This window comes from Streptomyces sp. bgisy159, assembly GCF_965341775.1.
GTDB lineage: Bacteria > Actinomycetota > Actinomycetes > Streptomycetales > Streptomycetaceae > Streptomyces.
Map to the genome: position 1 here is coordinate 82295 of NZ_CBDQZH010000024.1, position 24487 is coordinate 106781.

At 73.4% G+C, this 24487-nt stretch carries 20 protein-coding genes; 10 read left to right on the forward strand and 10 right to left on the reverse strand.

Annotated elements, in window-relative coordinates; translation table 11 throughout:
- Positions 1-2: 2 nt before the first annotated feature.
- From ACSLTV_RS22730 to ACSLTV_RS22760, 7 genes are read right to left on the reverse strand one after another with little or no spacing between them, the layout of a single operon-like run.
- Positions 3-1139, reverse strand: a complete 1137-nt coding sequence (locus ACSLTV_RS22730) for a DegT/DnrJ/EryC1/StrS family aminotransferase (RefSeq protein WP_435612786.1) — start codon at positions 1137-1139, stop codon at positions 3-5.
- Positions 1136-2281 carry a DegT/DnrJ/EryC1/StrS family aminotransferase gene (locus tag ACSLTV_RS22735; RefSeq protein ID WP_432157452.1) on the reverse strand — a complete coding sequence of 382 codons (1146 nt, stop codon included), beginning with the start codon at positions 2279-2281 and terminating at the stop codon, positions 1136-1138. Before ACSLTV_RS22735 ends, ACSLTV_RS22730 begins: the two co-directional genes overlap by 4 nt.
- Positions 2278-3075 carry a tryptophan synthase subunit alpha gene (gene trpA, locus ACSLTV_RS22740; RefSeq protein WP_432139890.1) on the reverse strand — a complete coding sequence of 266 codons (798 nt, stop codon included), beginning with the start codon at positions 3073-3075 and terminating at the stop codon, positions 2278-2280. Before trpA ends, ACSLTV_RS22735 begins: the two co-directional genes overlap by 4 nt.
- On the reverse strand, positions 3072-4259 hold the full coding sequence (trpB, locus tag ACSLTV_RS22745) for a tryptophan synthase subunit beta (protein WP_432139891.1): 1188 nt from the start codon (positions 4257-4259) through the stop codon (positions 3072-3074). Before trpB ends, trpA begins: the two co-directional genes overlap by 4 nt.
- Entirely contained in the window at positions 4256-5053 is a 798-nt protein-coding gene (locus ACSLTV_RS22750) for an indole-3-glycerol phosphate synthase TrpC (protein ID WP_432157450.1), read from the reverse strand. Before ACSLTV_RS22750 ends, trpB begins: the two co-directional genes overlap by 4 nt.
- Positions 5034-6464 carry an anthranilate phosphoribosyltransferase gene (gene trpD, locus ACSLTV_RS22755; protein ID WP_435612787.1) on the reverse strand — a complete coding sequence of 477 codons (1431 nt, stop codon included), beginning with the start codon at positions 6462-6464 and terminating at the stop codon, positions 5034-5036. The genes ACSLTV_RS22750 and trpD overlap by 20 nt, the downstream gene beginning before the upstream one ends.
- Entirely contained in the window at positions 6464-7804 is a 1341-nt protein-coding gene (locus tag ACSLTV_RS22760) for a nucleotide sugar dehydrogenase (protein WP_435612788.1), read from the reverse strand. The genes trpD and ACSLTV_RS22760 overlap by 1 nt, the downstream gene beginning before the upstream one ends.
- A 108-nt stretch (positions 7805-7912) precedes the next feature.
- Here ACSLTV_RS22760 and ACSLTV_RS22765 point away from each other — a divergent pair, with 108 nt between their 5' ends.
- Positions 7913-9313 (forward strand): PLP-dependent aminotransferase family protein, encoded by a 1401-nt coding sequence (locus tag ACSLTV_RS22765; RefSeq protein ID WP_435612789.1) that lies wholly within the window; start codon positions 7913-7915, stop codon positions 9311-9313.
- A 377-nt stretch (positions 9314-9690) separates the two neighbouring features.
- Here ACSLTV_RS22765 and ACSLTV_RS22770 read toward each other — a convergent pair whose 3' ends face one another.
- The 3 genes from ACSLTV_RS22770 to ACSLTV_RS22780 all read right to left on the reverse strand — a co-directional run bounded on the left by ACSLTV_RS22770 (position 9691) and on the right by ACSLTV_RS22780 (position 12276).
- Positions 9691-10365: a response regulator gene (locus tag ACSLTV_RS22770; protein ID WP_432139896.1), complete on the reverse strand. Its 675-nt coding sequence runs from the start codon at positions 10363-10365 to the stop codon at positions 9691-9693.
- On the reverse strand, positions 10349-11275 hold the full coding sequence (locus tag ACSLTV_RS22775; RefSeq protein WP_435612790.1) for a sensor histidine kinase: 927 nt from the start codon (positions 11273-11275) through the stop codon (positions 10349-10351). The genes ACSLTV_RS22770 and ACSLTV_RS22775 overlap by 17 nt, the downstream gene beginning before the upstream one ends.
- A gap of 254 nt (positions 11276-11529) precedes the next feature.
- The gene (locus ACSLTV_RS22780) at positions 11530-12276 is read right to left on the reverse strand and encodes a 4'-phosphopantetheinyl transferase family protein (RefSeq protein ID WP_432139898.1); all 747 of its coding nucleotides are present in this window, start codon (positions 12274-12276) and stop codon (positions 11530-11532) included.
- A gap of 299 nt (positions 12277-12575) precedes the next feature.
- On the opposite strand from ACSLTV_RS22780, the gene ACSLTV_RS22785 reads away from it, so the two are divergent.
- From ACSLTV_RS22785 to ACSLTV_RS22825, 9 genes are all read left to right on the forward strand, one after another.
- A complete protein-coding gene (locus ACSLTV_RS22785; RefSeq protein WP_432139899.1) occupies positions 12576-13517 on the forward strand; it encodes a UbiA family prenyltransferase in 942 nt (313 codons plus the stop codon).
- 374 nt (positions 13518-13891) lie between these two features.
- On the forward strand, positions 13892-14830 hold the full coding sequence (locus tag ACSLTV_RS22790) for an ACP S-malonyltransferase (protein WP_432139900.1): 939 nt from the start codon (positions 13892-13894) through the stop codon (positions 14828-14830).
- Between the two features lie 264 nt (positions 14831-15094).
- The gene (locus ACSLTV_RS22795; protein WP_432139901.1) at positions 15095-16669 is read left to right on the forward strand and encodes a S8 family peptidase; all 1575 of its coding nucleotides are present in this window, start codon (positions 15095-15097) and stop codon (positions 16667-16669) included.
- A gap of 408 nt (positions 16670-17077) precedes the next feature.
- Positions 17078-18340, forward strand: coding sequence for a DUF4190 domain-containing protein (locus ACSLTV_RS22800; protein WP_435612791.1), 1263 nt, complete (start codon positions 17078-17080; stop codon positions 18338-18340).
- 127 nt (positions 18341-18467) lie between these two features.
- The gene (locus ACSLTV_RS22805; RefSeq protein ID WP_432139903.1) at positions 18468-19220 is read left to right on the forward strand and encodes a GntR family transcriptional regulator; all 753 of its coding nucleotides are present in this window, start codon (positions 18468-18470) and stop codon (positions 19218-19220) included.
- A gap of 381 nt (positions 19221-19601) precedes the next feature.
- A complete protein-coding gene (locus ACSLTV_RS22810) occupies positions 19602-19808 on the forward strand; it encodes an SPOR domain-containing protein (protein ID WP_432139904.1) in 207 nt (68 codons plus the stop codon).
- 273 nt (positions 19809-20081) lie between these two features.
- Complete coding sequence (locus ACSLTV_RS22815; protein ID WP_432139905.1) at positions 20082-20534, forward strand: (deoxy)nucleoside triphosphate pyrophosphohydrolase; 453 nt, start codon at positions 20082-20084, stop codon at positions 20532-20534.
- A 156-nt stretch (positions 20535-20690) separates the two neighbouring features.
- Entirely contained in the window at positions 20691-21098 is a 408-nt protein-coding gene (locus ACSLTV_RS22820) for an ATP-binding protein (RefSeq protein WP_432139906.1), read from the forward strand.
- Between the two features lie 284 nt (positions 21099-21382).
- Positions 21383-24019, forward strand: a complete 2637-nt coding sequence (locus ACSLTV_RS22825; RefSeq protein WP_432139907.1) for a SpoIIE family protein phosphatase — start codon at positions 21383-21385, stop codon at positions 24017-24019.
- Positions 24020-24487: the final 468 nt, after the last annotated feature.

Sequence of the window (24487 nt, forward strand, 5' to 3'; positions counted from 1 at the left end):
GCTCACCGGCCCGCCGCGTAGAAGCGCTGGACGGCGTCCACCACCCGCTCGGCAGCGCCCGGCGCCATGTCCGGGTGCAGCGGCAGCGCCAGGGCCTCCCGGCAGAGCCGCTCGGCGACCGGGAAGTCGCCGGGCGCGTGCCCGAGTCCGGCGAACGCGGGCTGCAGGTGCAGCGGGCGCGGGTAGTAGACGGTGGTCTCGATGCCCTGCCCGGCCAGGTAGGAGCGCAGTTCCTCGCGCTCCCGGGCGCGCACCACGTACGTGTAGACCGAGCGCCCGGCGAAGCCGGCCGGCGGGGGCAGCAGCGCGGGGGCCAGCGGGCGCAGCCCCTCCTCGTACAGCTCGGCGACGGCGCGCCGCCGCTCGGCGAGTTCCGCGAGCCGGGGCAGCTTGCGCAGCAGGAACCCTGCGGTCAGTTCGTCCATGCGGCAGTTGAAGCCGAGCAGTTCGTGGTGGAAGCGGCGGCCGGCGGGCTGGCCGTGGTTGCGCAGCATCCGGGCCACCCGGGCCAGCTCCGGGTCGTCGGTGACGATCATCCCGGCGTCGCCGATGCCGCCGGCCGGTTTGGCCGGGAAGAAGGAGTACACCCCGGCGATGCCGTGCCGGCCCGCGGGCCGGCCGTCGACCTCGGCGCCCAGGGCGACCGCGCTGTCCTCGACCAGGTGCAGTCCGCGCCGGGCGGCCAGGTCGGCGAAGGCGCCCATCCGCGGGGAGCCGGTGAACAGGTAGGCGGGCAGCAGGGCCCGGGTGCGGTCGGTGACGGCGGCCTCGGCGGCGGCCGGGTCGAGCAGCGCCGTCTCGTACTCCACGTCGGCGAAGACGGGGCGGGCGCCGCGCAGGGCGACCGTGGAGGCGGTCGAGACGAAGGAGAACGCCGGGGTGACCACCTCGTCGCCCTCGCCGACGCCGAGCGCGGAGAGGATCACGGTGAGCGCCCCGGTGCCGCTGGCCACGGCGACGGCGTGGGCGGCGCCGGTGAGCCGGACGATCTCCGCCTCCAGGCGCTCCACCCGGGACTTCAGGATGAACTCGTCGCTCTCGGCGACCTCGCGGAAGACCTCCACGACGTCCTCGACCCAGTCGGCGGAGCGGGCAGGCCAGTCGGAGTAGGAGATGGCGGGAGTGGCGGCGGTGGTCACGATGCGGCTCCGGCTCCGTAGAAGGCGTGGATCAGGGCGGCGACACGGTCGGCCTGCTCGTCGGTCAGATCGGGGTACATCGGCAGGGCCACGGCCCGCCGTGCGGCGGCCTCGGCGACCGGCACCGGGTGGCGCGAGCCGGGCAGCGGGGCCAGCAGCGGCTGCTCGGTCAGCGCGCGCGGGTAGTAGGTCTCGGTCCCGACCCCGTGCGCGTCCAGGAACGCGACCAGCTCGTCCCGACGGTCGCACTCGATGAGGTAGACGTAGTAGACCGGATCGCTGGGCGCCTTGGCGGGCGCCTGCCAGGGCGTCGTCACCTTCCCGGCCAGTGGCGCCAGCAGCCGGTCGTAGCGGGCGGCCAGTTCGGCGCGGCGCCCGATCTCCTCGGTCAGCCGCTCCAGCCGGTGCAGCAGGAACGCCGACTGGAGTTCGTCGCAGCGGCTGTTGTAGCCGACCTCGTGGTAGACGTACGCGCCGTCGGTGTCCTGGCCGTGCTGGCGCAGCCGCCGGGCGCGGGCGGCGATCCCGTCGTCGTCGGTGAGCAGCATTCCGGCGTCGCCGAGCGAACCGAGTGTCTTGGTGGGGAAGAAGGACAGCACGCCCCCGCTGCCCCACAGGCCGGCGTGTATCCCGCCCGCGACCATGTCGATGCCCTCGGCGCTGTCCTCCAGCAGCAGCAGCCCGTACCGGTCGGCCAGGTCCTTCAGCGTTTCCATGTCGGCCATCTGCGAGAACAGGTGCACCGGCATGATGGCCCGGGTGCGCTCGGTGATCGCCGCCTCGGCGCGCTCGGGGTCCATGGCGTAGCTGCCCGGCAGGACGTCCACCAGCACCGGCTGCGCGCCCACGTGCAGCACCGCCGACGCGGTCGCGAAGAAGGTGTACGCGGGGACGATCACCTCGTCGCCGGGGCCGATGCCGGCCGCCCGGAGCAGGATCACCAGGGCGTCGGTGCCGTTGGCGACGGCCACCGCGTGCCGGGCGCCGGTGCGCTCGGCGATCGCGGCCTCCAGCTCGGCGGTGACCGGACCGGAGGTGAACCGCCCGGAGGCGGCCACCTCCCGGATCCTCGCCGCCAGTCGGGGCCAGTCGCGGCGGGCGGAGGCGGCGCCGCTGAAGAAGGGCACGGTGGTCTCGGTCATCGGGTGGCCGCCTTCAGGGAGGAGATCAGCTCGCTGGTGGCCCGGCGGCGGCCGGCCGCGTCGCGCGCCGCCCCGATCGCCTGGAGCAGCGCGCTGCCGACGATCACGCCGTCCGCCTTGCCGTGCAGCGCGGCCACGTGCTCCGGGCGGGAGATGCCGAACCCGACGGCCATCGGGGTGTCGCCGGCCGCGCGGACCCGGTCCAGGTAGGCGTCGATGCCCGGGTCGAGCTCCGAGCGCACCCCGGTGACGCCGTTCGCGGCGAGGACGTACAGGAAGCCGCGGGAGGCGGCGGAGGCGGCGGCGACCCGCTCCGGGGAGCTGCCGGGCGCGGTGAAGAACGCCTGGCCCAGGTCGGCGGCCCGGGCGTGCGCCAGCCACTCGGCGCCCTCGCCGACCGGCAGGTCCGGCACGACGAAGCCGTCGGCGCCCGCCGAGCGCGCGTCGTCGTACAGCTGGGTCAGCCCGTAGCGCAGGAACGGGTTGCAGTAGCCCATCAGCACGATCGGCGCCTCCACGCCTGCGGCGCGGGCCTCGGCGACCACGTCGATGGTGGCGGCGGTGGTGGTGCCGGTGTCCAGGGCGGCCTGCCCGGTGGCCTGGATGACGGGTCCGTCGCCCAGCGGGTCGGAGAACGGCACCCCCAGCTCGATCACGTCGGCACCCGCCTCCACGGCGGCCCGGATCAGGCCGACGGTCTCGCCGAGCGAGGGATACCCGGAGGTGAGGTAGGCGACCAGCGTCGTCTCCTCCTTGACCCGGTTGTCGGTGAAGGTCTGTTCGAGGCGCTTCATCGGGAGGTCTCCTCACGCTGCTGCAGGGCGGCCATGGCGGAGGTGAGGTCCTTGTCGCCGCGGCCGGAGAGGTTGACGAGGACGGTGCTGCCGGGCGCCATGCCGCGGGCCGTCTTCAGGGCGCCGGCCACGGCGTGCGCGGACTCCAGCGCGGGGACGATGCCCTCGTGCGCGCTGAGCGCGGCGAAGGCGTCCAGCGCCTCGTCGTCGGAGGCGGAGATGTACTCGACCTTGCCGGTGTCCTTGTAGTACGAGTGCTCGGGGCCGACGCCCGCGTAGTCCAGGCCCGGCGCGATCGAGTGGGTGAGCTGGATCTGCCCGTCGTCGTCCTGGAGCAGATAGGTGCGGGTGCCCTGGAGGACGCCCGGGTCGCCGTAGAGCAGCGGGGCCGCGTGCCCGCCCTGGCCGCCCCTGCCCTCGCCGGCGGCCTGGACGCCGACCAGCCGGACCGGGTCGTCGAGGAAGGCGCTGAACATGCCGGCCGCGTTGGAGCCGCCGCCGACGCAGGCCACCACGGCGTCCGGCAGCCGGTCGTTCTCCGCCAGGAACTGGGCGCGCGCCTCCCGGCCGATCACCGACTGGAAGTTCCGCACGATCGTCGGGAAGGGGTGCGGTCCGACCACCGAGCCGAGCAGGTAGTGCGTGGTGTCGGGGTGCGCGATCCACTCGCGGATCGCCGCGTTGATGGCGTCCTTCAGAGTCGCCGTGCCCAGCTCCACCAGCTCCACCCGGGCGCCGAGCAGCTTCATCCGCTGCACGTTGGGCGCCTGCCGCTCGGCGTCGACCCGGCCCATGTAGACGGTGGCGTCCAGGCCGAGGTAGGCGCAGGCCGCGGCCACGGCCACGCCGTGCTGGCCGGCGCCGGTCTCGGCGATGATGCGCTTCTTGCCCAGCCGGCGGGCCAGCAGCGCCTGCCCGATCGAGTTGTTGATCTTGTGGGCGCCGGTGTGGGTGAGGTCCTCCCGCTTCAGCCACAGCTTGACGCCGTTCTCCGTACGGCCGAGCCGGTGCAGCTCGGTGATGGGCGTGGGCCGCCCCACGAACATCTTCAGCAGCCGGTCGAGCTCCGTGGTGAACTCCGGGTCGAGCAGCGCCTTGTGGTACTCCGCCTCCAGTTCCTCCAGCGGGCCCACCAGGGTCTCCGCGACGAACTGTCCGCCGTACTCGCCGAATCGGCCGTTCACGAGGCCACCTCCAGAATCGGGACCCCGGTGTAGGACCGCAGGCGGGCGGCGGGGTCGGTGCTGCTGAGCAGGGACTCGCCGATCAGCGCGGCGTCGAAGCCGTGCGCGGCGATGCGTTCGATGTCGGCCCGGCCGGACAGGCCGCTCTCGCTGACGGTGAGCACGCCGCGCGGGATGTCGCGGCGCAGCCGGGCCGAGGTGTCCAGGTCCACCGCGAAGGTCTGCAGATCCCGGTTGTTGATGCCGACGACGCGGGCGCCGGCGGCCAGCGCCCGGTCCACCTCCTCCTGGGTGAAGGTCTCCACCAGCGCGTCCAGGCCGAGGCCGTGCGCGGTCTGCACCAGGTCCGTCAGCAGCGCGTCGTCGACGGCGCGGACGATCACCAGGACGGCGTCGGCGCCGCTGTCGTGGGCGAGCCGCACCTGGCGGACGTCGACCAGGAAGTCCTTGAACAGGACCGGCACGGTGACCGCCGGGTGCTCCGCGACGGTGCGCACCAGCTCCGCCGAGCCGCCGAAGTACGGCGTGTCAGCGAGCACGGAGACCGCCGAGGCACCTCCGGCGACGTACCGGCGGGCGGTGGGCACCGCCTGCTCGGGGTCCAGCAGCCGCCCCTTGGACGGCGACTCGGGCTTGACCTCGGCGATCACCGAGACCTCCGGCCCGCCCAGCGCGGCGGCGAACCGGCCCGGCTCGGCGGGGGCGAGCCGGCCGCGCGCGGCGGCGTCGGCCGCGGCCGGGCCGCTCCACGCCGCGCGTTTGGCGGCGACTATCTCATCGAGATGCATGGCCATGACGGCCCTCCGGGTTGCTGTCGGTTCGTACGGGACGTGCGCCGGCGGCGCCTGACGTGGTGCGCGGGGCGGGCGCCTCTCCCCGGACCCGGCCGACCGTGGCGCCCGCGGCCCGAGCGCGGCCGGCGCTCCCGGCGGCGGCCGGTTCGGCGGCGCTCCCGCCCCACCGCGCCAGGTGCTCGGCCGGCGCGGCCGGTTCCGGGGTGTCGCCGCGCTGCGGCGCCCGGGGGCGGGCCGGGCCCTGAGCGCGCCCGGCGCTCCCCGTGGCGGCCGGTTCGGCACCTCCCGTACGCCGCCGCGCCAGACGGTCGGCCAGCACGGCCGGAGTGGCCGGGGCCTGTGCGCGGGTGGTGCCCGGTGCGGGGTGCGGGCCGGGTGCGGGGGTGGCCTGCCCGGCCAGGCGGTCGGTCAGGGCGGCCGGGGCCTGCGCGTGGACGGCGTCGCGGGCGATGCCCACGGCGGTCGCCAGGTCGGGGGCGACCCCGGCCAGCAGCAGAACGGCGGCCGCGTTCAACAGCACCGTGTCCAGCAGCGGCCGCGGAGCCGTACCGGCGAGGACCTGGCGGGCCAGGGCCGCGTTCCGCTCCGGGCCGCCGCCCGCCAGCTCGGCCCGGCCCGCCGGGAGCAGGGGCAACTCGGCCGGGTCGACGGTGAATTCAGTGAGGTCGCCGCCGTCCACCTCGATGACGCGGGCGGGCCCCGCGGTGGTCAGCTCGTCCATGCCGTCGGCACCCAGGACCACCCAGGTCCGCCGGTGGCCGAGCAGCGCCGCGGCCTCGGCCAGCACCTCCTGGTCGCGCCGCGTCGCGGTGCCGATGAGCCGGCCGGTCAGCGGCACCGGGTTGGCGAGCGGCCCGGACAGGTTGAACAGCGTGCGGAAGCCGAGCCGGCGGCGGACCGGCGCGATCCTGCGCAGCGCCGGGTGCAGCGCCGGCGCGAACAGGAACGCGAACCGGTGCTCCGCCAGCTGGGCGGGGATGCGCTCCCCGGCGTCCAGGTCGACACCCAGCGCCTCCAGCAGGTCGGCGCTCCCGCACCGGGAGGTCGCCGCCCGGTTGCCGGCCTTGGCGACCGTCGCCCCGGCCGAGGCCGCGACCAGACCGGCCAGCGTGGAGATGTTCACCGAGTCGCTGCCGTCACCCCCGGTGCCGACGACATCGGCCGCCGGGCCCGTCCAGGCGACCGGCCTGGCCACCGCGAGCACCGCCCGCACCGCCGCGGCCACCAGCACCGGTGTCGCACCGCCGACCGCCACCGCGGTCAGGAAGGCGGCGACGTCCACCGGCTCCGTGGCCTCGTCCAGCAGCTCGGCCACCGCGTCCCGGGCAGCCTCGGGCGACACCGTACGGCCCGCCACCGCGTCCCGGGTGACGGCGGGCAGCGCCCGCGCACCGAGGAGGGCCGCCGTCATCACAGCACCGCCACATTGCTGACCGCCGCGAGCTTGTTGTGGGTGTCGAGGACCAGCGGCGGGATGCCCCACAGCACGTCGTGGTCCAGCCCGGGCACCGGCGTGACCAGCACCGCCGCGTCCTGCTGGGCGAGCTCCACCGCCGACCAGCCCGCCTCGGCGACCGGCTCGCCGTCCACGGTCAGGTCCGGGACCAGCGGGTCGTGGTACGACACCCGGGCGCCGGCGGCGCGCAGCCCGCGGATGACGTCCAGCGCGGGCGCGTTGCGCAGATCGGCGACACCGGACTTGTAACTCACCCCGACGATCAGCACCTTGGCGCCGCGCAGCGCCGAGCCGCGCTCCGCCATCAGCTCGGCCAGCCGCTCGACGACCTGCTGCGGGCGGCGCTCCACCCGCTCGTAGGCGGCGGCCACCAGCTTCATGTCCGTGCCGGCCGCCGCGGCGGCCTCGCGCAGGAACAGCGGGTCCACGGGGATGCACTCGCCGCCGACGCCCGGACCCGGGTAGTGCGGGAGGAAGCCGTACGGCTTGGTGGACGCGGCGTCGATGACCTCGCGGACCGGTATCTCCAGCTCCCGGCACAGGTCCGAAAGCTCCAGCGTGAGGCTGATGTTGACCAGGCGGAAGGTGTTCTCGAACACCTTCGACAGCTCGGCGACCTCCAGCCGCGAGGCCGGCACCACCGTCTCGCAGACCTGCTCGAAGAGCAGCGCCGCGCGGCGGGTGCACTCGTCGGTGAGACCGCCCACCACCTTGGGGGTGTTGGCGAGGTGCCAGCCCGCCGTGTTGGCCGGGTCGACCCGCTCCGGGGCCATCGCGACGTGGAAGTCGACGCCCGGCTGCAGGCCGGTGGCGCCGGCCAGCCGGGCCGCCGCGGCCGCCGTGGTGCCGGGCGGCACCGTGGACTGCAGGACGACCAGCATCCCCCGGCGCAGCAGCGGCGCGATCGAGTCCGTCGCCGACTCCACGTAGTCCAGGTTGGCCTGCTGGTCGCCGGTGACCGGGGTGGGCACGCAGACGATCAGGACGTCCGAGCCGGCCAGCTCGCCGGCCTCGGTGGTGGCGCTCAACCGGTCGGCGACCGCGGCCAGCTCGGCGTCGGCGACGTCCGGCAGGTACGACTCGCCGCGCTCGACCTGACCGACCCGCTCGGCGTCCGTGTCCAGACCGCGGACCGGGAAACCGGCGGCGGCGAACCCGAGACCGAGCGGCAGACCCGTGTAACCGAGTCCGACGATTCCCACCCGCAGCGTGCGGCGTCCGATCCTCTGGTCGAAGAGGGCGGCACCGCCGCGCGGATGAATCTCGGGAGCGAGTACGCCAGTCATTTCAGACATTGGGGTCTCCCCTCGGAGTGCTATAAATAAGGGCCGTTGGCGACTTCAATAAGGCCAGTGGACGAGGGGGGACACCCAGACCACTGCGGGGGAAACGGAGCAGACCAGATGGCCTGGCATCTGTCGGTGCAGGTGGACCGGGACTCCTCCGTACCGCTCACCACGCAGCTGCAGAACGCCATCAAGAGCCGCGTCGAGGACCGGGTCCTGCACCCCGGCGCGCGCCTGCCGTCCAGCCGCCAACTCGCCCAGGACCTGGGGCTTTCCCGCAGCGTGGTGGTCGAGGCGTACGAGCAGCTGATCGCCGAGGGGTACCTGGAGGCGGTCCGCGGCTCCGGCACCCGGGTCGCCGGCAAACTGCCCGAACCGGCCGGCGAGACCTCCCTGCTGGACGAGCGGCCGGCCACCGGGGCGCGCTGGGATCTCCGGGTCGGTATCGCCAACCTGGCGAATTTCCCCCGCCAGGAGTGGCTGAATTCCTATACGAAGGTCCTGCAGAGCGTCGGCCGCGAAGGCATGGACTACCCGCCGGTCTCCGGCATCGCCGAGTTGCGCAACGAACTCGCCGGCTATCTGGGCCGGGTGCGGTCGGTGCGTACCGAGCCCGCGCAGGTGATGGTCACCGCCGGGTTCGCGCAGGGGCTGGCGCTGTTGTCCGACTCCCTCCAGCGGCTCGGCATCCACGAACTCGCCATCGAGGAGCCCGGGCACAACGGGCAGCGCCGGTTCATCCTCGACACCGGGATCACCCCGGTGCCGGTGCCGGTCGACGAGGAGGGCCTGGACGTCGGGGCCCTGCACCGCAGCGGCGCCCGCGCCGTCCTGGTCACCCCGGCGCACCAGTTCCCGACCGGGGTGATGCTGTCACCGGAGCGACGCCGGCAGCTGCTGGCCTGGGCGCGCGAGCGGGACGGCTGGATCATCGAGGACGACTACGACGGCGAGTTCTGGTTCGACCAGCTCGCCCGGCCCGCCGCCCTCCAGGAGGACGATCCCGATCGGGTCGTCTACGCGGGCACCACCAGCAAGGTGCTGGTGCCCGGCCTGCGCCTGGGGTGGCTGGCGATCCCGCCGAAGCTGTACCCGCTGATGGAGCGGGTCCGCTCCCGACAGGACCAGGGCTCCGACACCCTCACCCAGCTGGCGTTCGCCGAGCTGATGCGCAGCGGGCTGCTCGACCGCCATCTGCGCCGGGTCCGCTCCCGCTACCGCTCCCGCCGCGAGGCGCTGGCCGCGGCCGTGAGGGAGTCCCTCCCGGAGGCCCGGCTCAGCGGCTGCGCGGCCGGCCTGCACAGCTACGCGCTGCTGCCGCCCGGTACCGACGAGGCGGCGGTGGTGCACGGCGCGCTGCGCCGTTCCGTCCTGGTGCGCGGCGGCGGACAGTTCCGTTTCAGCGGCCCCGCCGGCCCCCCGGCCCTCCTCCTCGGCTACGGCTCCCTCCCCCTGACCGGCATCTCCGACGCCATCGCCGCCATCGGGTCCTCCTACGAGGAGGCCCGCCGCCCCTGACCCTCACCGGGCCGGCAGGGCGGTCACCGGCCGGGCGCGGAGGCATTGCCGCCGGGGAGGGCCGCCGGTGGCGTTGCGCGGGGAGAAGCGGTCACCGGCCCGGCGCGGGACATTGCTGCGGTGAGACAGGCCGGCCGCCACTCCTGCGATGAGGCAGACCGCCCGTCCCGCCTCTCGTGCCCCCGGCGCCGGGGGCACGGTCGGGCCGGCCCGGTTGCCGCTCGGCGGGGTCGGGGCCGGTGGGGGAGGCGGGCGGCCGCCGCATACCCCGGCCGTCGGTGCCGTCGGTGCCGTCGGTGCCGTCGGTCGGGGTCGGTCGGCGTCGGTCCGGCCGGTGGGTGAGGTGCCCGGCCGTTCGCGGCGCGGCGTGGGCGCCGTCAGCGCATGAGGCGGCCCCGGGGGGCCGCGATCAGCTTCTGGGCCAGGGCCTTGTTCACCGCGTCGATACGGGACACCGCGTCGAGCTTGTCGAAGATGTTGCGCATGTGGCGCTTGACGGTGCCCTCGGTGATGCCGAGCCGCGCCGCGATCTGACGGTTGCTCATGGCCTCGGCGACGCAGGTCAGCACCTCCCGCTCGCGCGGAGACATGGGTCCGCCGTCCTGCTCGCCCGCCTGGTCGCCGCCCGTGGTGAAACCGGAGCGCGGGACCAGGATGGTGACCTGGTCGTCCTCGCGGGCGGCGTTGCGCACCGCGCCGAGCAGCGCCTCGCGCGAGACGCTCTTGTGCAGATAGCCCCGGGCGCCGAGCTGCAGCAGCTCGTGGACGAGCGTCTGGTCGTCGTACATCGTGAGGATGATGATGCGCAGCCCGGGGAACCGTTCCAGCAGCCGGCGCACCGCCGCGCGGGGGGAATGGTCCGGCATCTCCACGTCCAGCAGCACGACGTGCGGCCGGTGCCGCTCCACCAGTTCCACCAGCCCGCGCCCGCTGCTCGCCTCCGCCACGACCCGCAGGTCCGGCTCCGCGTTGAGCAGTTCGGTCAGTGCGGTGCGCAGCAGCGTGTGGTCGTCGGCCGCCAGGATCCGGATCGGCTCACTTCGAGGATTCAACGGAATCACCTGCGAAGTCCATCAGCGGGACGGTGAACGTCACCCGGGTACCGCCGATGTCGGGGCAGCTGGTGAAGAGGATGGTGCCACCGAGGAGTTCGACCCGCTCGGTGGCCGACGCGATGCCGTTGGCCCGGCCTCCCGTGGCCACCGCCGACACGTCGAAACCGCACCCGTCGTCCTCGATCAAGGCGTGCAGGCTGTGCGGCGCGATGTCGACCACCGCGAGAACGTGGTCGGCCCCGGCGTGCGCCAGCGAGTTGCGCAGGCACTCCCGCACCACGACGAACACCTCGTCGAGCACCGGCTGGGTGGCCCATTCCTCGCTGCCGTTCACCTGGATGCGCACTTTGGAGGAGGTGATCTCCATCGACTCCAGGAACGCCGCGAACGACGACTCCAGCGTGCCCTCGCGCTCCGCCCGGCGCAGCTGGGTGACCAGATCGCGGATGATCCCGAGCGACTCCGTCAGGGTGTCCTTGACGGCGCCGATCCGGACCGCGACCTCCTCGGGACTGCTCTCCCGGGTCAACTCGTGCAGTTCCAGCTGGCGCAGGGCGAGACTGACGTGGTTGCCGAGGTGGTCGTGGATCTCCCGGGCGAGCTGCCGCTGCGCCGCCGCGTTGGCCTCGCGCACCGTGTTCAGCAGGAACGTGTCGTGCCCGAGGGCACCCGCCTCCAGCCGCATCCCGATGCCGCGCTGCAGCGCCCGCACCCCCGCCTGGAACCGGTCCAGCTCGGCGGGTTCGGCCACCATCGACTCGGCGAGCGCGTCGAAGACCAGGTCGAAGAGGATGACCCCGGCGCGCAGCGAGTGCACCCCGCCGATGCCCTGGGTGGCCCGTTCCGTGCCCAGACCCTCCACCTGCTGTATCAGGGTGCCGCGCACATCGGCCCAGCCGCGGCGCATGCTCTCGGCACAGTCCTGAATGATCCGCTCCGCCTGCAGGGCACAGGTGTGCCAGGTGGCCTCGTCGGCGGTCAGCGGGCTTTTGATCTCCTCAAGCCGACCACGATAGGCCGCGACGATTTCTTTGGAACGAGCCAGGAGTTCTTCGGCTGTCGAACTTCTCCGGCCGGCTTCCGTAAAGCCCGAATGCACCAACGGGGACCCCCACCCCTCCAGAACCAACCCTGCGATCATCACTGTGTGGTTATGGGATGTCAATGTGAGCAAGCGCCCATCTCGCATCCTGAGCCTGATCCGGACATCGGCCACAGAAATGATCTCACGACGGCGTCAGGAGTACTTGTGGCCACGGACCCTACATATCCGTCAGGGCATCGCACCTCGTGGACGTACCAGTCCGCGGGGTCACCGGACCGGCGGGCCCGCCGGGGCCGGCCGGTGCGCGGCGGCCCGACCGACACCGGATCGCGCAGGCCGGTACCGGCCGCCTTCCCCACCGCCTCGACCGCGGTCCACGTACGGAATCCCGCCACCCGGCTCTGCGGCCCCACCTGCGGCAACCGGCTCCAGTCGAAGGCGGGCCGGACCCGTTCGACGTCCACGCCGACCGTGCCGGGGGCCCGTACGAGGCCCACCAGGGCGGCCGCTCCGGAGTGGGAAAGGCTGAACTCCAACTGTGGCCAAGGGCCGGTCAGCAGCACGGGCCGCCCGGCACCGCAGCCGCCGCACACCTCCGGCTCGGGGCAGCGGCGGGCCCACCGGGGCACGTGCGGGGGGACGCCGAGGTAGCCGGCGAGCAGGGTGCGCAGCGCCAGATGCGCGGAGCGGTAGCGGGTGCGGCCGGCGGGCCGCCGGAACCGCGCCGCTCGCGCGCGCTCATGGGGTGACAGGACCGAGTCGTCGGCGTCGAGCCGGACCCGGTCGAGAGGAACGGACCAGACATGGATCTCCCCGTGCGCGAGCGCCGGTGCGCTCGGACGCGGGGACAGCAGGGTGGGCATGAGGCTTCCCGGGGGTCGAAGTGGACCAGGGCTGCCAACGGCCCGTCACGGGAAGCGGATGCCGGAAACACCGGCGACCGCCGCACCTCAGCCAAGCGCGCGCGGGAAAAGAGGAAGCGGTCCACTTCGACGGCGATCCGGCGTACCAGGAACGGAGCCTCGCATTCGACTCGGATTCCGCCCGGATTCGGCGTGGGGCAAACGGACTTGAGGCCTCCGAAGGGGCGTACCACTTTAGGAGTACGAGTGGCACATTTGCGGAGCAGTCAGGGCGGTTCGCGAACCATAGGCTCCTCGACATGCCGATGGTGACGACATGGCCACTCTCCGTAGGTGCGCCCCGAGACCTGATATCCGGTATTCCCAGAACGGCGCTCGACTGCCTGAGGGAAACCCGTCCCGCCGTACTGGCGGCCTTCCAGCTCCGCTATCTCGCCGGCATCGCGCTCGCGATCGGGTCGGGCCCGATCGCCGGTGCGCGGCCGGTGCTCCAAGGAGTGCTCGGCTCCCTGGCGTGGTTCTGCGCGATCCTCTACACGTACCTCTACAACGGATGCACCGACTACCACGAGGACCGGATCAACGGCTCCACCCGGCCCATCGCCTGCGGCCGGCTGTCCCGCCGTACCGCCCTCGCCGTCGTGCGGTGCGCCGCCTGCGCCGCCCTGGTGTTCGCGGCCGGCGCGGGGCCCGGCCCGCTGCTGCTGTGCGTGGCGCTGCTGGGGCTCGGATACGGGTACTCGGCGCCGCGCACGCTGTGGAAGAACCGGACGCCCGCCGCGATGGCCGTGGTCCTCGGCTCCGGGCTGCTCACCTACTGCGCCGGCCCGCTGGCCGTCGGCGTCTCGCCGACCTCGCCGGCGCTGCTGCTGACGGCGTCCGCGATGTCGTTGTGGATGGCGCTGGTCGGCGCGGTCGTCAAGGACCTGTCCGACATCGCCGGCGACGCCGCCGCCGGCCGCCGCACCTGGGCGGTCACCCTGGGCGAGCGGCGCACCCGTGGCCTGGCCGCGCTGGGCGCGTGCCTGGTGGGCGGTGGCTTCACCGCCGGTGCGGCGCTCTGGGCGCCGCGACTGCTGCCGACCGCCGGTGTCGTGCTCACCGGTGCCGTGGTGCTGGCCGCGGTGGTCCTCACCGCACGTCCCGGCGACTCGCGCGGCCGCCGCCGGCGCCCGTACCGCGTGTTCATGACCACGCAGCACCTGGCCCACCTGTTCCTGCTCGCCCACGCCGTCGCCTGAGCGGAGGGGCCGGTGCCGCCGCACGAGGGGGAAGACGTGCGGCGGCCGTTCGGGAAGAGCCGGCTCCGGCTCCTGCATGCAATTCCTCGCGGAATGGCCGGCGGTCCGTCGATCCGCCGGTGTTCCGTCCGGACTCACGGCGACAAAGCTAGGCGTTCGAAAAGCCGGTCGACAAGGGGGAATCGACCAAGGGGACATGCCCCTCTTCCTTGGGCGTATCCGCCCACCACTCAAGTGGAATGCCGGCCGCCGAAACCGCGATCGTGGTGTTTCATCGTCCGGGAAACCCCGGAAAAGCGGCCCGGACGGTGATATCCGGGAACGGGAAGCGTTCGCCCGCCGCGCGCCGGTCCGTAGGAAGGAGACGGAAGACGATGACGACCCTCCGACTGGCGCTCATGTTCCCCGGCCAGGGAGTGCAGCGCCCCGGCATGGGCCTGCCCTGGACCCGCGGTCACGGCTGGTCCGTGGTGGCGGAGGTCGCCGAGGCGGCCGGCCGGGACGTGGCGGACCTGCTCCTCGACGCGGACGCGGCGACCCTGCGCCGCACCGACAACGCCCAGTTGGCCGTCTTCACCCTCGCCCTGGTGGCCCTGACGGAACTGCGCCACCAGCACCCGCTGGCCACGTTCCCCGGAGCGTGCGCCGGACACGGTGTGGGGGAGTACGCCGCGCTGGTGGCCGCCGGGATACTGGACCCGCAGGACGCGGTACGGCTGCTGCTGGTGCGCGGCGCGGCGATGCGGAGGGCCTGCGAACGGGCCGAGGGCGCGATGACCACTGTGGCCGGCCTGGACCCGGCGCGGGTGGAGCAGGTGGTCGACGACGCCCACGCGCGGGGCGGACAGGCCTGGGTCGCCCACTACGACGGGCCGCGCCAGGCGGTGATCGCCGGCCGGACGGCCGACGTGGCGCGCTGCGCCGAGGCGCTGCTGCGGGCCGGGGCGGCGAAGGCGACGCCGCTGCCGGTGGGCGGGGCCTTCCACACTCCGCTGATGGCCGAGGCGGTCGAGCCGGTCGCCGCCGTCCTGGCCGCCGCACGCTTCATGCCGGGCCACACGGCGGTGGTCGCGGGCGCCGACGCCCGCGCCTACCGGGGCGGCCCGCACTGGGCCGAGCTGCTGCGCCGTCAGATCACCGCGCCGGTCCGCTGGGCGGACACGCTGCGCGCGCTCACCACCGACCTGGTCTGTGACCGCCTGATGGAGATCGGCCCCGGCCGGACCCTCACTGCGCTGGCCGAGGCCACCGTCCCCCGCGTCCCCGGCTCCGCGTTCTCGGACCCGTCACGCTCCGCGGTCCCGACCGCCTGAGCCAGCGCGGCGGGCCACGGCGTGCGCCAGGGGGCGGGACCGGCCGGGGTCCCGTCCCCGTCGCATATGACGGCACGTCATGTCGGTCGCGCTTCCAACCTGTTACGTCCGTGCGGGGCCCCTTGTGCAATTCCTGTGGAAGCCCCAATCTTTCGGCTGACGCACGCACCGCCCCGATTGTCATGGGCATGCCCATCCGGTCCGTCGGGGTCGTGCCGCGCGCACTCCCCACCAGCGCACCACCGATTGAGGAGGATCCCTCAGATGGCAGTGATGCGTTCCAGCAGGCGAAGAATGGCCACGATCAGTGCGGCGGCCACCGCCGTACTCGCCGCGGGTCTCGTCTCCGCCCTCCCCGCCACGGCCGCCCCGCAGGGCACCATCCAGTACGAGGGCGCCGCCGACGCGGTCGCCGACAGCTACATCGTGACGTTCAAGCCCGGCGCCACCCGCGCCGGCACCGCCCAGGCCCAGGCCGTCACCACCAAGTACGGCGCCACGATCGAGCGCACCTACCGCAAGGCGCTCAACGGCTACGCGATCGAGGCGTCCAGGATCGAGGCGAAACGTCTCGCCGCCGACCCGGCCGTCGCCTCCGTCGTCCAGAACCGCCTCTTCCACGTCGACGGCACCCAGCCCAGCCCGCCCTCATGGGGCCTGGACCGCATCGATCAGAAGGCGCTGCCGCTCAACAACTCGTACACCTACCCCGACTCCGCCGGGCAGGGTGTGACCGCCTACGTCATCGACACCGGCGTACGCATCACCCACAGCGACTTCGGCGGCCGGGCCTCCTACGGCTACGACGCCGTCGACAACGACAACACCGCCCAGGACGGCCACGGCCACGGCACGCACGTCGCCGGCACCATCGCGGGCGGCTCCTACGGCGTCGCCAAGAAGGCGAAGATCGTCGGCGTACGGGTGCTGAACAACTCCGGGCAGGGCACCACCGCCCAGGTGGTCGCCGGCATCGACTGGGTCGCCCAGAACGCCGTCAAGCCGGCCGTCGCGAACATGTCGCTCGGCGGTGGTGTGGACAGCACCCTCGACGCGGCGGTCCGCAACGCCGTCGCGGCGGGCGTCACCTTCGCCGTGGCCGCCGGCAACGAGACCGACAACGCCTCCAACCACTCGCCCGCGCGCGTGAGCGAGGCCATCACCGTCGGCGCCACCACCTCGTCCGACTACCGGGCCGGTTACTCCAACTACGGCTCCGTCCTCGACCTGTTCGCGCCCGGCTCGTCCATCACCTCCGCGTGGAACTCCAGCGACACGGCGACCAACACCATCTCCGGCACGTCGATGGCGACCCCGCACGTGGCCGGAGCGGCGGCCCTCTACCTGGCCGACCACCCGACGGCGACCCCGTCCCAGGTGAGCGACGCCCTGGTGGCCGCCGCGACCAGCGGCGTCGTCTCCAGCCCGGGCAGCGGCTCGCCCAACCGCCTGCTGTACGTCGGCGACGGCGGCACGACGCCCCCGCCGCCCACCGGTGACCGCTTCGAGAACACCACCGACTACGCGATCAGCGACAACTCCACGACCAACTCGCCGGTCACCGTCAGTGGTGTCTCCGGCAACGCGCCGTCCGACCTCGCCGTGGAGGTGCACATCGTGCACACCTACATCGGTGACCTGCGGGTCCAGCTGATCGCCCCCGACGGCACGGCGTACACCCTCAAGGCGTACGGGACCGGCGGCAGCAGCGACGACATCGACACCACGTACACCGTCGACGCCTCCTCGGAGAGCGCCGACGGCACGTGGACGCTGCGGGTCAGTGACAACGCCTGGCTGGACACCGGCCGCATCGACGCCTGGGCGCTGCAGTTCTGACGCGCGGCCGCGCCCGCTGACACTCACCCGGCGCCCGGGGGCTGCTCCTCCGGGTCGGGGGACTCGTCCTCGCGGCAGGGCCTGGGGTCGGTGACCCCTCCTGCCGCGAGGGCGAGTTCGGCCCTTTTTGTGAGCATTCATTCAACTTCGTAGGCGTTCAGGTCCAGGGCGGCTGCCACGGGAGGAGGACCGGCAGCGGTCGCACCCCGGCGCGTGGCGGCTGGGTGGCCGGCGCGGCGACCGCCCGGATCGTCGTGTTCGCGACCCGCATACCCGCCCCACGCGTCACACGCTTACCATGCGCCCTGTCGTCTGTCGCAGGTCGCACACCAGTTCCGGCGCATCGGTTCCGGTACGCCCGTCTCCGCGGCAGTGCCCACCGCTGTTCGAACCAGGAGCCCGGTACCGGTGTCCATACCCCCGCCCGCCGACCCCCAGCAGCCGGAGGACCCGTTCCGGGCGCCGCAGTCGCAGCCGCAGGGGCCGTCGTGCAGTCCGGCCCCTCCGCCCCCGGGAGCGGCCTACCCGCCGCCCGGCGGCCCCGGCCCCGGTCCCTACGGGGCGCCGGCGCCTTACCAGCCCTGGGCGCAGGGTTACACCCCGTTCAACCGGCGGCCGGCGGTCAACGGCGTCGCCATCGCCGCACTCGTCCTCGGCGTGATGTGTTTCCTGCCCGCCGTGGGACTGGTCCTCGGCGTGATCGCGCTGGTGCAGATCCGCAGGCGCGGCGAGCGCGGCAGGCCGATGGCGATCACGGGGGCGGTGCTGTCGGCGCTCGGCCTGGCGCTGTGGGTCGTCTCGCTGTCCACCGGGGTGGCCTCCGACGCCTGGGCGGGCTTCAAGGAGGGCTTCCGCGACGGATCGGTCACGGCCCTGCAGCAGGGCGACTGCTTCGACGTGCCCGGCGGCGGCAAGAACTTCGACGACTACGTGGACTACGTCGACGAGGTGCCCTGCTCCCGCCGGCACGACGCCGAGGTGTTCGCCGTCGTCCCGCTCGACCAGTCCGCCTACCCGGGCAGGAGCGGGGTGTGGGAGATCGGTGACGACAAGTGCTCGGAGCTGAGCGCCGCCTACGCCATGGACCCCTGGGCGGTCCCCGAGAACGTCGAGGTCTCCTACCTGTGGCCCACCAGCGACAGCTGGGAGTACGGCGACCACGAGATCACCTGCGTCTTCACCTCCGGCTCCGAAGCGGACGCGCTCACCGGCTCGCTGCGCGCCGACGCGACCACCCTCGACGCCGACCAGATGCTCTTCCTGGCCACGATGGCCAAGGTCGACGACGTGCTCGCGGAGGAGCCCGAGGACCTCGCCGAGGACGACCTGAAGGTCAACCAGGAGTGGGCCCGGGACATGCAGGGCAGGATGGCGGCGGAGGCGGAGGTGCTGCGCGCGCGTACCTGGCCGTCGGCGGTCCAGGGATCCGTCGACGCCCTGATCGAGGACATGGGGGACGCCGCCGCGGAGTGGGGCAAGGCCGCCGGCGCGCGCGGAGTCGACAGCTTCTACGAGCACTACGACACCGCCTACGGGTACGTGGACGGCGACACGACGGTCGAGGTCCGCAAGGCGCTCGGTCTGGCCACCACCCCGCCCTACGGCGGCGGCTTCGGCGGTGGCTCGGGTGGCGGGGACTCCGGGGACTCGGAGGACCGCCTCGACGTGTGAGTGCGCCTGCTTAAACGCTGGCCGGGGCACAAGTCATCACATCGAGTGATTCCCTGGCCTTTGCTTGCACGGCCCAACCCACGGTTGCCACGCTGTTGCTGTCTGTACAACCTGATGGGAGCGGCCAGTGACATTCGGTGAGCAGCCGGCGTACCTGCGGGTCGCGGGTGATCTCCGCAAGAAGATCGTCGACGGTTCACTGCCCCCGCACACCCGCCTCCCGTCGCAGGCCCGGATCCGCGAGGAGTACGGCGTCTCCGACACCGTCGCGCTGGAGGCCCGCAAGGTACTGATGGCCGAGGGGCTGGTCGAGGGCCGCTCCGGGTCCGGGACGTACGTCCGGGAGCGGCCCGTGCCGCGCCGCGTCGCGCGGTCCGGGTTCCGCCCGGCGGGCGGCGCCACCCCCTTCCGGCAGGAGCAGGCCGACGCCGAGGCGCGCGGCACCTGGGAGTCCGGCAGCGAGCAGACTCCGGCGAGCGTCCAGATCGCCGAGCGGCTCGGTATCGAACCGGGTGATCGTGTCATGTGCACGAAATACGTGTTCCGGGAGGCCGGCGAGGCGATGATGCTCTCCACCTCCTGGGAGCCCCTCTCCGTCACCGGCCGTACACCCGTGATGCTGCCCGAGGAGGGCCCGCTCGGCGGCATGGGCGTCGTCGAGCGCATGCGCGCCATCGACGTGATCGTGGACAACGTCACCGAGGAGGTCGGGGCCCGTCCCGGCCTCGCCGAGGAACTCCTCGCCCTGGGAGGCGTCCCGGGTCACGTCGTGCTCGTCGTCCAGCGCACCTATTACGCCTCCGGGCGCGCGGTGGAGACCGCCGACGTGGTGATCCCGGCGGACCGGTACCGGGTGGCATACCACCTGCCCGTGAGATGAGAGCGGGTGGCACGGCCGGACCCGTCCGCGCGGCGCGTACGCCGCGCACAGGCGCACGACCTTCGGGGCGGCCGCCTCCGCCGAACGGTGCCTCACCGTCCTCTTCCAGCCGGTGGATTCCAGTCGTTTCCGACGGTTCCCGCAGGTCGCCCGCACTCTGCCCGGCACGCCCCCGACCGGAGGCGTCTCCCTCGGTGCACGGCGCGTTTCCTCCCGTGCGCCCCCTGCGTTCTGGCTGGTTGCGTACCTCTTCGTGAAAAGGCGTGTTCGGTGCGTAAAGGTAAGGCGTACGCTCGGGCATATGCGGATTGCGGTTTCCTTAGACGGCGGGGTGCGGGCTACTTCCGAGCGGGCCGGAGCAGGGAGGGGGCGAGGGGCGCAATGAGTGACGGCACCTCACTTCCCTGGCTCGTCATACGCCAGGACGACAACGGCAATCGCTACCGCGTGGGCCGCTACGCGACCCGTGCCGAGGCCCAGAAGATCGCGGACAGCCTCGACCGCCGTGGCCACAAACAGCTCTACTGGGTCGAACGGATGGGCCAGACCCGAGCGGGCGCCCAGAACGCGGACAACACCCGCAACTGACGGAGCGGACCGCGGCCTGACCCCGACTCACCGGTGACCGATCACCGGTGCCCGATCGCCGGCGCGGCCGACCGGCGGGCGACCGATCGCCGCGCTGCCGATCACGCATGGCCCGCCGAGGCCGACCGCGCTCCGGGCGGTGACCGCGCTCCCGGCGGCCCCCGGCTCGCCCGGCTTGACCGCTCGCCCGACCCGACCCTTCGGCCCCCGGCCGGCGGGGCCGAGGCGGCGCCCGGGACGGCCCGGCCCGGCCGTCCCGTAGGCTCCGGCTCCATGACGGAACGCATCGTGGTGGTGGGGGCCGCCCTGTTCGACGGGGGCCGACTGCTCGCGGCGCGCCGCAGCGCACCCGCCGACCTCGCGGGCCGCTGGGAGCTGCCCGGTGGAAAGGTGGAGCCCGGCGAGCGGCCCGAGGCGGCCCTGGAGCGTGAGCTGCGGGAGGAACTGGGCGTCGACGCCGAGGCCGTTGAGCGGGTCCCCGGTCAGTGGCCGCTGCGGGAGCCCTACGTCCTGTGGGCCTGGACCGCCCGGCTGCGCCCCGGCTCCGCCGCCCCGCAGCCCCTGGAGGACCACGACGCACTGCGCTGGCTCACCCGCGACCGGATCTGGGACGTCGACTGGCTCGACCAGGACGTACCCGCCGTCCGCCGGGTCGCCGACCGGTGGGACCACGGGGAGCACGCCGAACTCCGGGCCGCACGGCAGGCGCACCCCCCGAGGCGATAGGACGCTCCGGCCGGCGGACCAGCGGGGCTCGCCATGCGCCGTTCGTGCCACGGTGCGCCCTGTGGCGCGGTACTCGCCTCGCTATACCGGGTATGTGGCCATTAACCCCACGAAATCGGACATGGGGGCGCCTCGTAGGCCCAGGAAGTGATCGGCGTGAGCGACACCGAAGGCGACCGCGCCGAGTGGAGCTTCCCCGCGGACCCCGGCGCCGTACGCACCGCCCGGGCCGTCGTCCGCCGCCAGCTGGGCACCTGGCACCTGGACGGGGTCAGCGACACCGCCGCCCTGCTGGTCAGCGAACTCGTCACCAACGCGCTGCGGCACGCCACCGGCCCCATCGGCGTCCGCCTGATCCGCCCGGCGCCCCGGTCCGGACTCGGGGACATCCTGCTGGTCGAGGTCTCCGACCCGCTGCCGGAGCCGCCCCGCGAGCGCGAGGCCCGGCCGGACGACGAGAGCGGACGCGGACTCCAACTCGTGGCGTCCGCCTCCCGCCGCTGGGGCAGCCGGCTCGATGACACCGGGAAGACGGTGTGGTTCGAGCTCGTCCTGCCGGGCTGAAATCCCGCTCCCGCACGGCCCGATCGGGGCGGACGCGGCCCGACTCTCCGCCGGGTCGCCGCACTCCGCCGGCACTCCGCCGACCACACGTGTCCGAGTGTGTGATTCGACGACGTGTCTGCTGGTTAGAAGAGTGGAAGTGTTCTGGCAGGACGGTCCAAAAAACGCCTGGACCGTGCTGTGATCGTGAACACCGTGTCGTGCGGCGCCGTAGTGCTGGATACTGCGGGCAGCCGCCTCCGGTGACCGGTGCCGGACGCGGTGAGCTGGAGGGGACGGTTCGCGTGAGCGAGATACCAGCGAAGGCCACGGAGTCCGAGGACTCGTCGGAGGGCGCGAGGGCGAAGTCCGCGGGCGGACCCGCGGCCGAGGCCGCGCGCGCGTTCGCCGCCGACGGGACGACACCCGGTGAGGCCGTCTGGCAGAGCAGTCCGCCCGGCTCGATCTACGACTACATCAAGGTCGCGTCCTTCTCCATCGGCGCCGACGGTCTGGTCGACCAGTGGAGCCTGCGCGCCGAGCAGATCTTCGGTGTCCCGGCCGAACGGGCCGTCGGCATGGACCCCATCGAGGCGTTCGTCGACCCCGACCTGCGCGACCGCGGCCAGCGCAAGATGGCCGAGATCCTCGACGGACGGGAGTGGACCGGCGTCGTCCCCTTCCGGGTGCCCGACACCGTCGGCGGCGGGCGCGGCGAGGAAGGCCTTGCCGAGGTCTACGTCATGCCGACCCGTACCCAGGACGGCGACCACGCCGCCGTGTGCATCGTCGTCGACGTGCGCACCCTACGCAGCATCGAGACCGACCTGGCCGCCTCGCAGGCCATTTTCGGTCAATCTCCGTTCGGGTTCCTGCTGATCGACCCCGACCTCAGAGTCCGCCGGGCCAACCGGCGGTTCGCCTCCATCTTCGGCGGCACTCCCGACGACCACCGCGGCAGGGGCGTCCACGACTATCTGCCCCGGTCCGAGGCCGAACGCGTCTCGGCGGTGCTGCGCAGAGTGCTGGAGACGGGCGACTCCGTCACGGACATGCACGTCACCGGGTACGTACCCGGCTCCGACGAACGCCGCCACTGGTCCATCAACCTCTACCGCGTGCACAGCGGCAGCGGCCGTCCCATCGGTATCGCCTGGCTGGGCCTCGACATCACCGCCCGCCGCGCCGCCGCCCGCGAGGCCGCCGCCGCACGGCGCAATCTCGCCCTTCTCAACGAGGCGGGCGCCCGCATAGGGAACAGCCTCGACCTGGAGACCACCGCCCGCGAACTCCTCGGCGTCGTCGTCCCCGGCTTCTGCGACCTCGCCACCGTCGACCTCTACCAAGGTCTGCTCGCCGGCGACGAGACCCCGCCCGGACTCGCCGACGGCAGCGCCGAGGTGCGCCGGGTCGCCTTCTCCTCCGCCGTCTCCGACGTGCCCCTCGCCGGCGCCGACACCCCCGTCCCGGTCGGCGCCGTGCACCACTTCCCCTTCAACTCGCCCTCCGCCGCGGCCCTGCGCACCGCGCGCCCGCAGACCGTCCCCGGCGAGGACGGCGGCCTGGTGCAGTCCACGCTCGCCGTGCCGATGGTCGCCCACGACACCGTCGTGGGACTGGCGCGGTTCTCCCGGACCAAGGGAAGCGAGCCGTTCGGCGACCGCGACCGGGACCTGGCGGTGGAGCTGGCCGCGCGGGCCGCCGTGTGCATCGACAACGCCCGGCTGTACCGGCGCGAGCACGAGCGGGCGCTGATACTGCAACGGTCCCTGCTGCCGCCGGGTGACCCGGTCGCCTCCGGCCTGGACATCGCCTGCCGCTACCTGCCCGGGAACGTCTCCACCGGGCGGCCCAGCGAGGTCGGCGGCGACTGGTTCGACGTCATCGAACTGCCCGGCCACCGCACGGCGCTCGTGGTGGGCGACGTGATGGGCCGCGGCCTGCGCGCCGCGGTGGCCATGGGCGAACTCCGCACCGCCGTACGCACCCTGGCGCTGCTGGACCTGGAACCGGCCGAGGTGCTGTCCGCGCTGGACGAGATCGCCCGCGGGCTGGGCACCCCCGGCGGCGTCCAGCAGGCCACCCGGGCGGCCCGCCGCCCCCGCGAGGCCGACCTCTCGGAGGTGTACCTGGCGACCTGCGTGTACGCCGTCTACGACTCCGTCACCCGCCGCTGCACCTTCGCCAACGCCGGCCATCTCCCGCCGGTCCTGGTCGAACCCGGCGAACCGGCGCTGATGCTGGACGTGCCGCCCGGCATGCCGCTCGGCGTCGGCGGGGAACCCTTCGAGGAGGTGGAGGTCGAACTCCCCGAGGGCGCGCTGCTCGCCCTCTACACCGACGGCCTGGTCGAGTCCCGCGACCACCCCCTCGACGAGGGCCTGCAAGCGTTCGTCGGGGCGCTCACCGACCCCGCCCGCCCGCTGGAGGACGTCTGCGACCACGTCCTCAACACCCTCGACACCCACCACGGCGAGGACGACATCGCCCTGCTGATGGCCCGCGTCCAGGGACTGCCCGCCGACTCGGTCGGCGACTGGACCCTGCCGCGCGAGCCGCGCAGCGTGGGCCGTGCCCGCGAGTACGCCCGTGCCCAACTGCTCAGCTGGGACATGGACGCGCTCGTCGACACCACCGAACTCCTCGTCAGCGAACTCGTCACCAACGCCCTGCGCTACGGCGAGGGCGACATCCGCCTGCGGCTCCTGCTGGACCGCACCCTGGTCTGCGAGGTCTGGGACGCCGGCCTCGTCCAGCCGCGCCGCCGCCGCGCCCGCGACACCGACGAGGGCGGCCGCGGCCTCCAGCTCGTCGGCCTCCTCTCCGCGGCCTGGGGCTCCCGCCGCACCCCCCGCGGCAAGACGGTCTGGTTCGAACTCCCCCTGCCCGACGGCGAGACGGGCCTGACGGATCCGGCGGAGGCGCTGCTGAGTCTGTTCTGACGGCAAGGGCCGGGACCGGACGCCGGGCCCGCAGATGCAGCAGGGCCGTGCTGGACATGAAGCCTCGGCTCAACTCGCCGTTTCAGGACGCAACAAGAGCCTTTTCGGGAGCCTCGCCGCCCCGAACCCATGCCAGGGCAACCTTCCCGGCTGCGGCCCCGTAGAGGACGAGGTCGTCGCCCGAGACCGCCCCTACAGCGAGCCGCCGCTTGTCATCCTTCGGCCGGCGTTCTCGATGAACCGTGCCGCTTCGATCTCCGAGATCGTGACGTGATCGATCTAGTTGTGCCCGAGCTCGTAGCGTCGCAGGTACTCGGTCGGCTCCCAGCGGAGGTTCCGGGTGAAGGCTTCGTCGTACGTCCGGTCCTCGTCGGTTCGACGCCGCACGATGCCTCGCGGGCTGCTGCGTGGGAAGCCCCCGTGCCGCGTCGGGGCCGTACGCCCGGGCCCAGGCCGCCGAGCGACGCA

Coding starts and splice junctions, on each gene's coding strand:
- ACSLTV_RS22735 (WP_432157452.1), bottom strand. CDS start 2,281: ATGACCGAGACCACCGTGCCCTTCTTCAGCGGCGCCGCCTCCGCCCGC.
- trpA (WP_432139890.1), bottom strand. CDS start 3,075: ATGAAGCGCCTCGAACAGACCTTCACCGACAACCGGGTCAAGGAGGAG.
- ACSLTV_RS22750 (WP_432157450.1), bottom strand. CDS start 5,053: ATGGCCATGCATCTCGATGAGATAGTCGCCGCCAAACGCGCGGCGTGG.
- trpD (WP_435612787.1), bottom strand. CDS start 6,464: ATGACGGCGGCCCTCCTCGGTGCGCGGGCGCTGCCCGCCGTCACCCGG.
- ACSLTV_RS22760 (WP_435612788.1), bottom strand. CDS start 7,804: ATGTCTGAAATGACTGGCGTACTCGCTCCCGAGATTCATCCGCGCGGC.
- ACSLTV_RS22765 (WP_435612789.1), top strand. CDS start 7,913: ATGGCCTGGCATCTGTCGGTGCAGGTGGACCGGGACTCCTCCGTACCG.
- ACSLTV_RS22775 (WP_435612790.1), bottom strand. CDS start 11,275: ATGCGCCGCGGCTGGGCCGATGTGCGCGGCACCCTGATACAGCAGGTG.
- ACSLTV_RS22780 (WP_432139898.1), bottom strand. CDS start 12,276: ATGCCCACCCTGCTGTCCCCGCGTCCGAGCGCACCGGCGCTCGCGCAC.
- ACSLTV_RS22785 (WP_432139899.1), top strand. CDS start 12,576: ATGCCGATGGTGACGACATGGCCACTCTCCGTAGGTGCGCCCCGAGAC.
- ACSLTV_RS22790 (WP_432139900.1), top strand. CDS start 13,892: ATGACGACCCTCCGACTGGCGCTCATGTTCCCCGGCCAGGGAGTGCAG.
- ACSLTV_RS22795 (WP_432139901.1), top strand. CDS start 15,095: ATGGCAGTGATGCGTTCCAGCAGGCGAAGAATGGCCACGATCAGTGCG.
- ACSLTV_RS22810 (WP_432139904.1), top strand. CDS start 19,602: ATGAGTGACGGCACCTCACTTCCCTGGCTCGTCATACGCCAGGACGAC.
- ACSLTV_RS22815 (WP_432139905.1), top strand. CDS start 20,082: ATGACGGAACGCATCGTGGTGGTGGGGGCCGCCCTGTTCGACGGGGGC.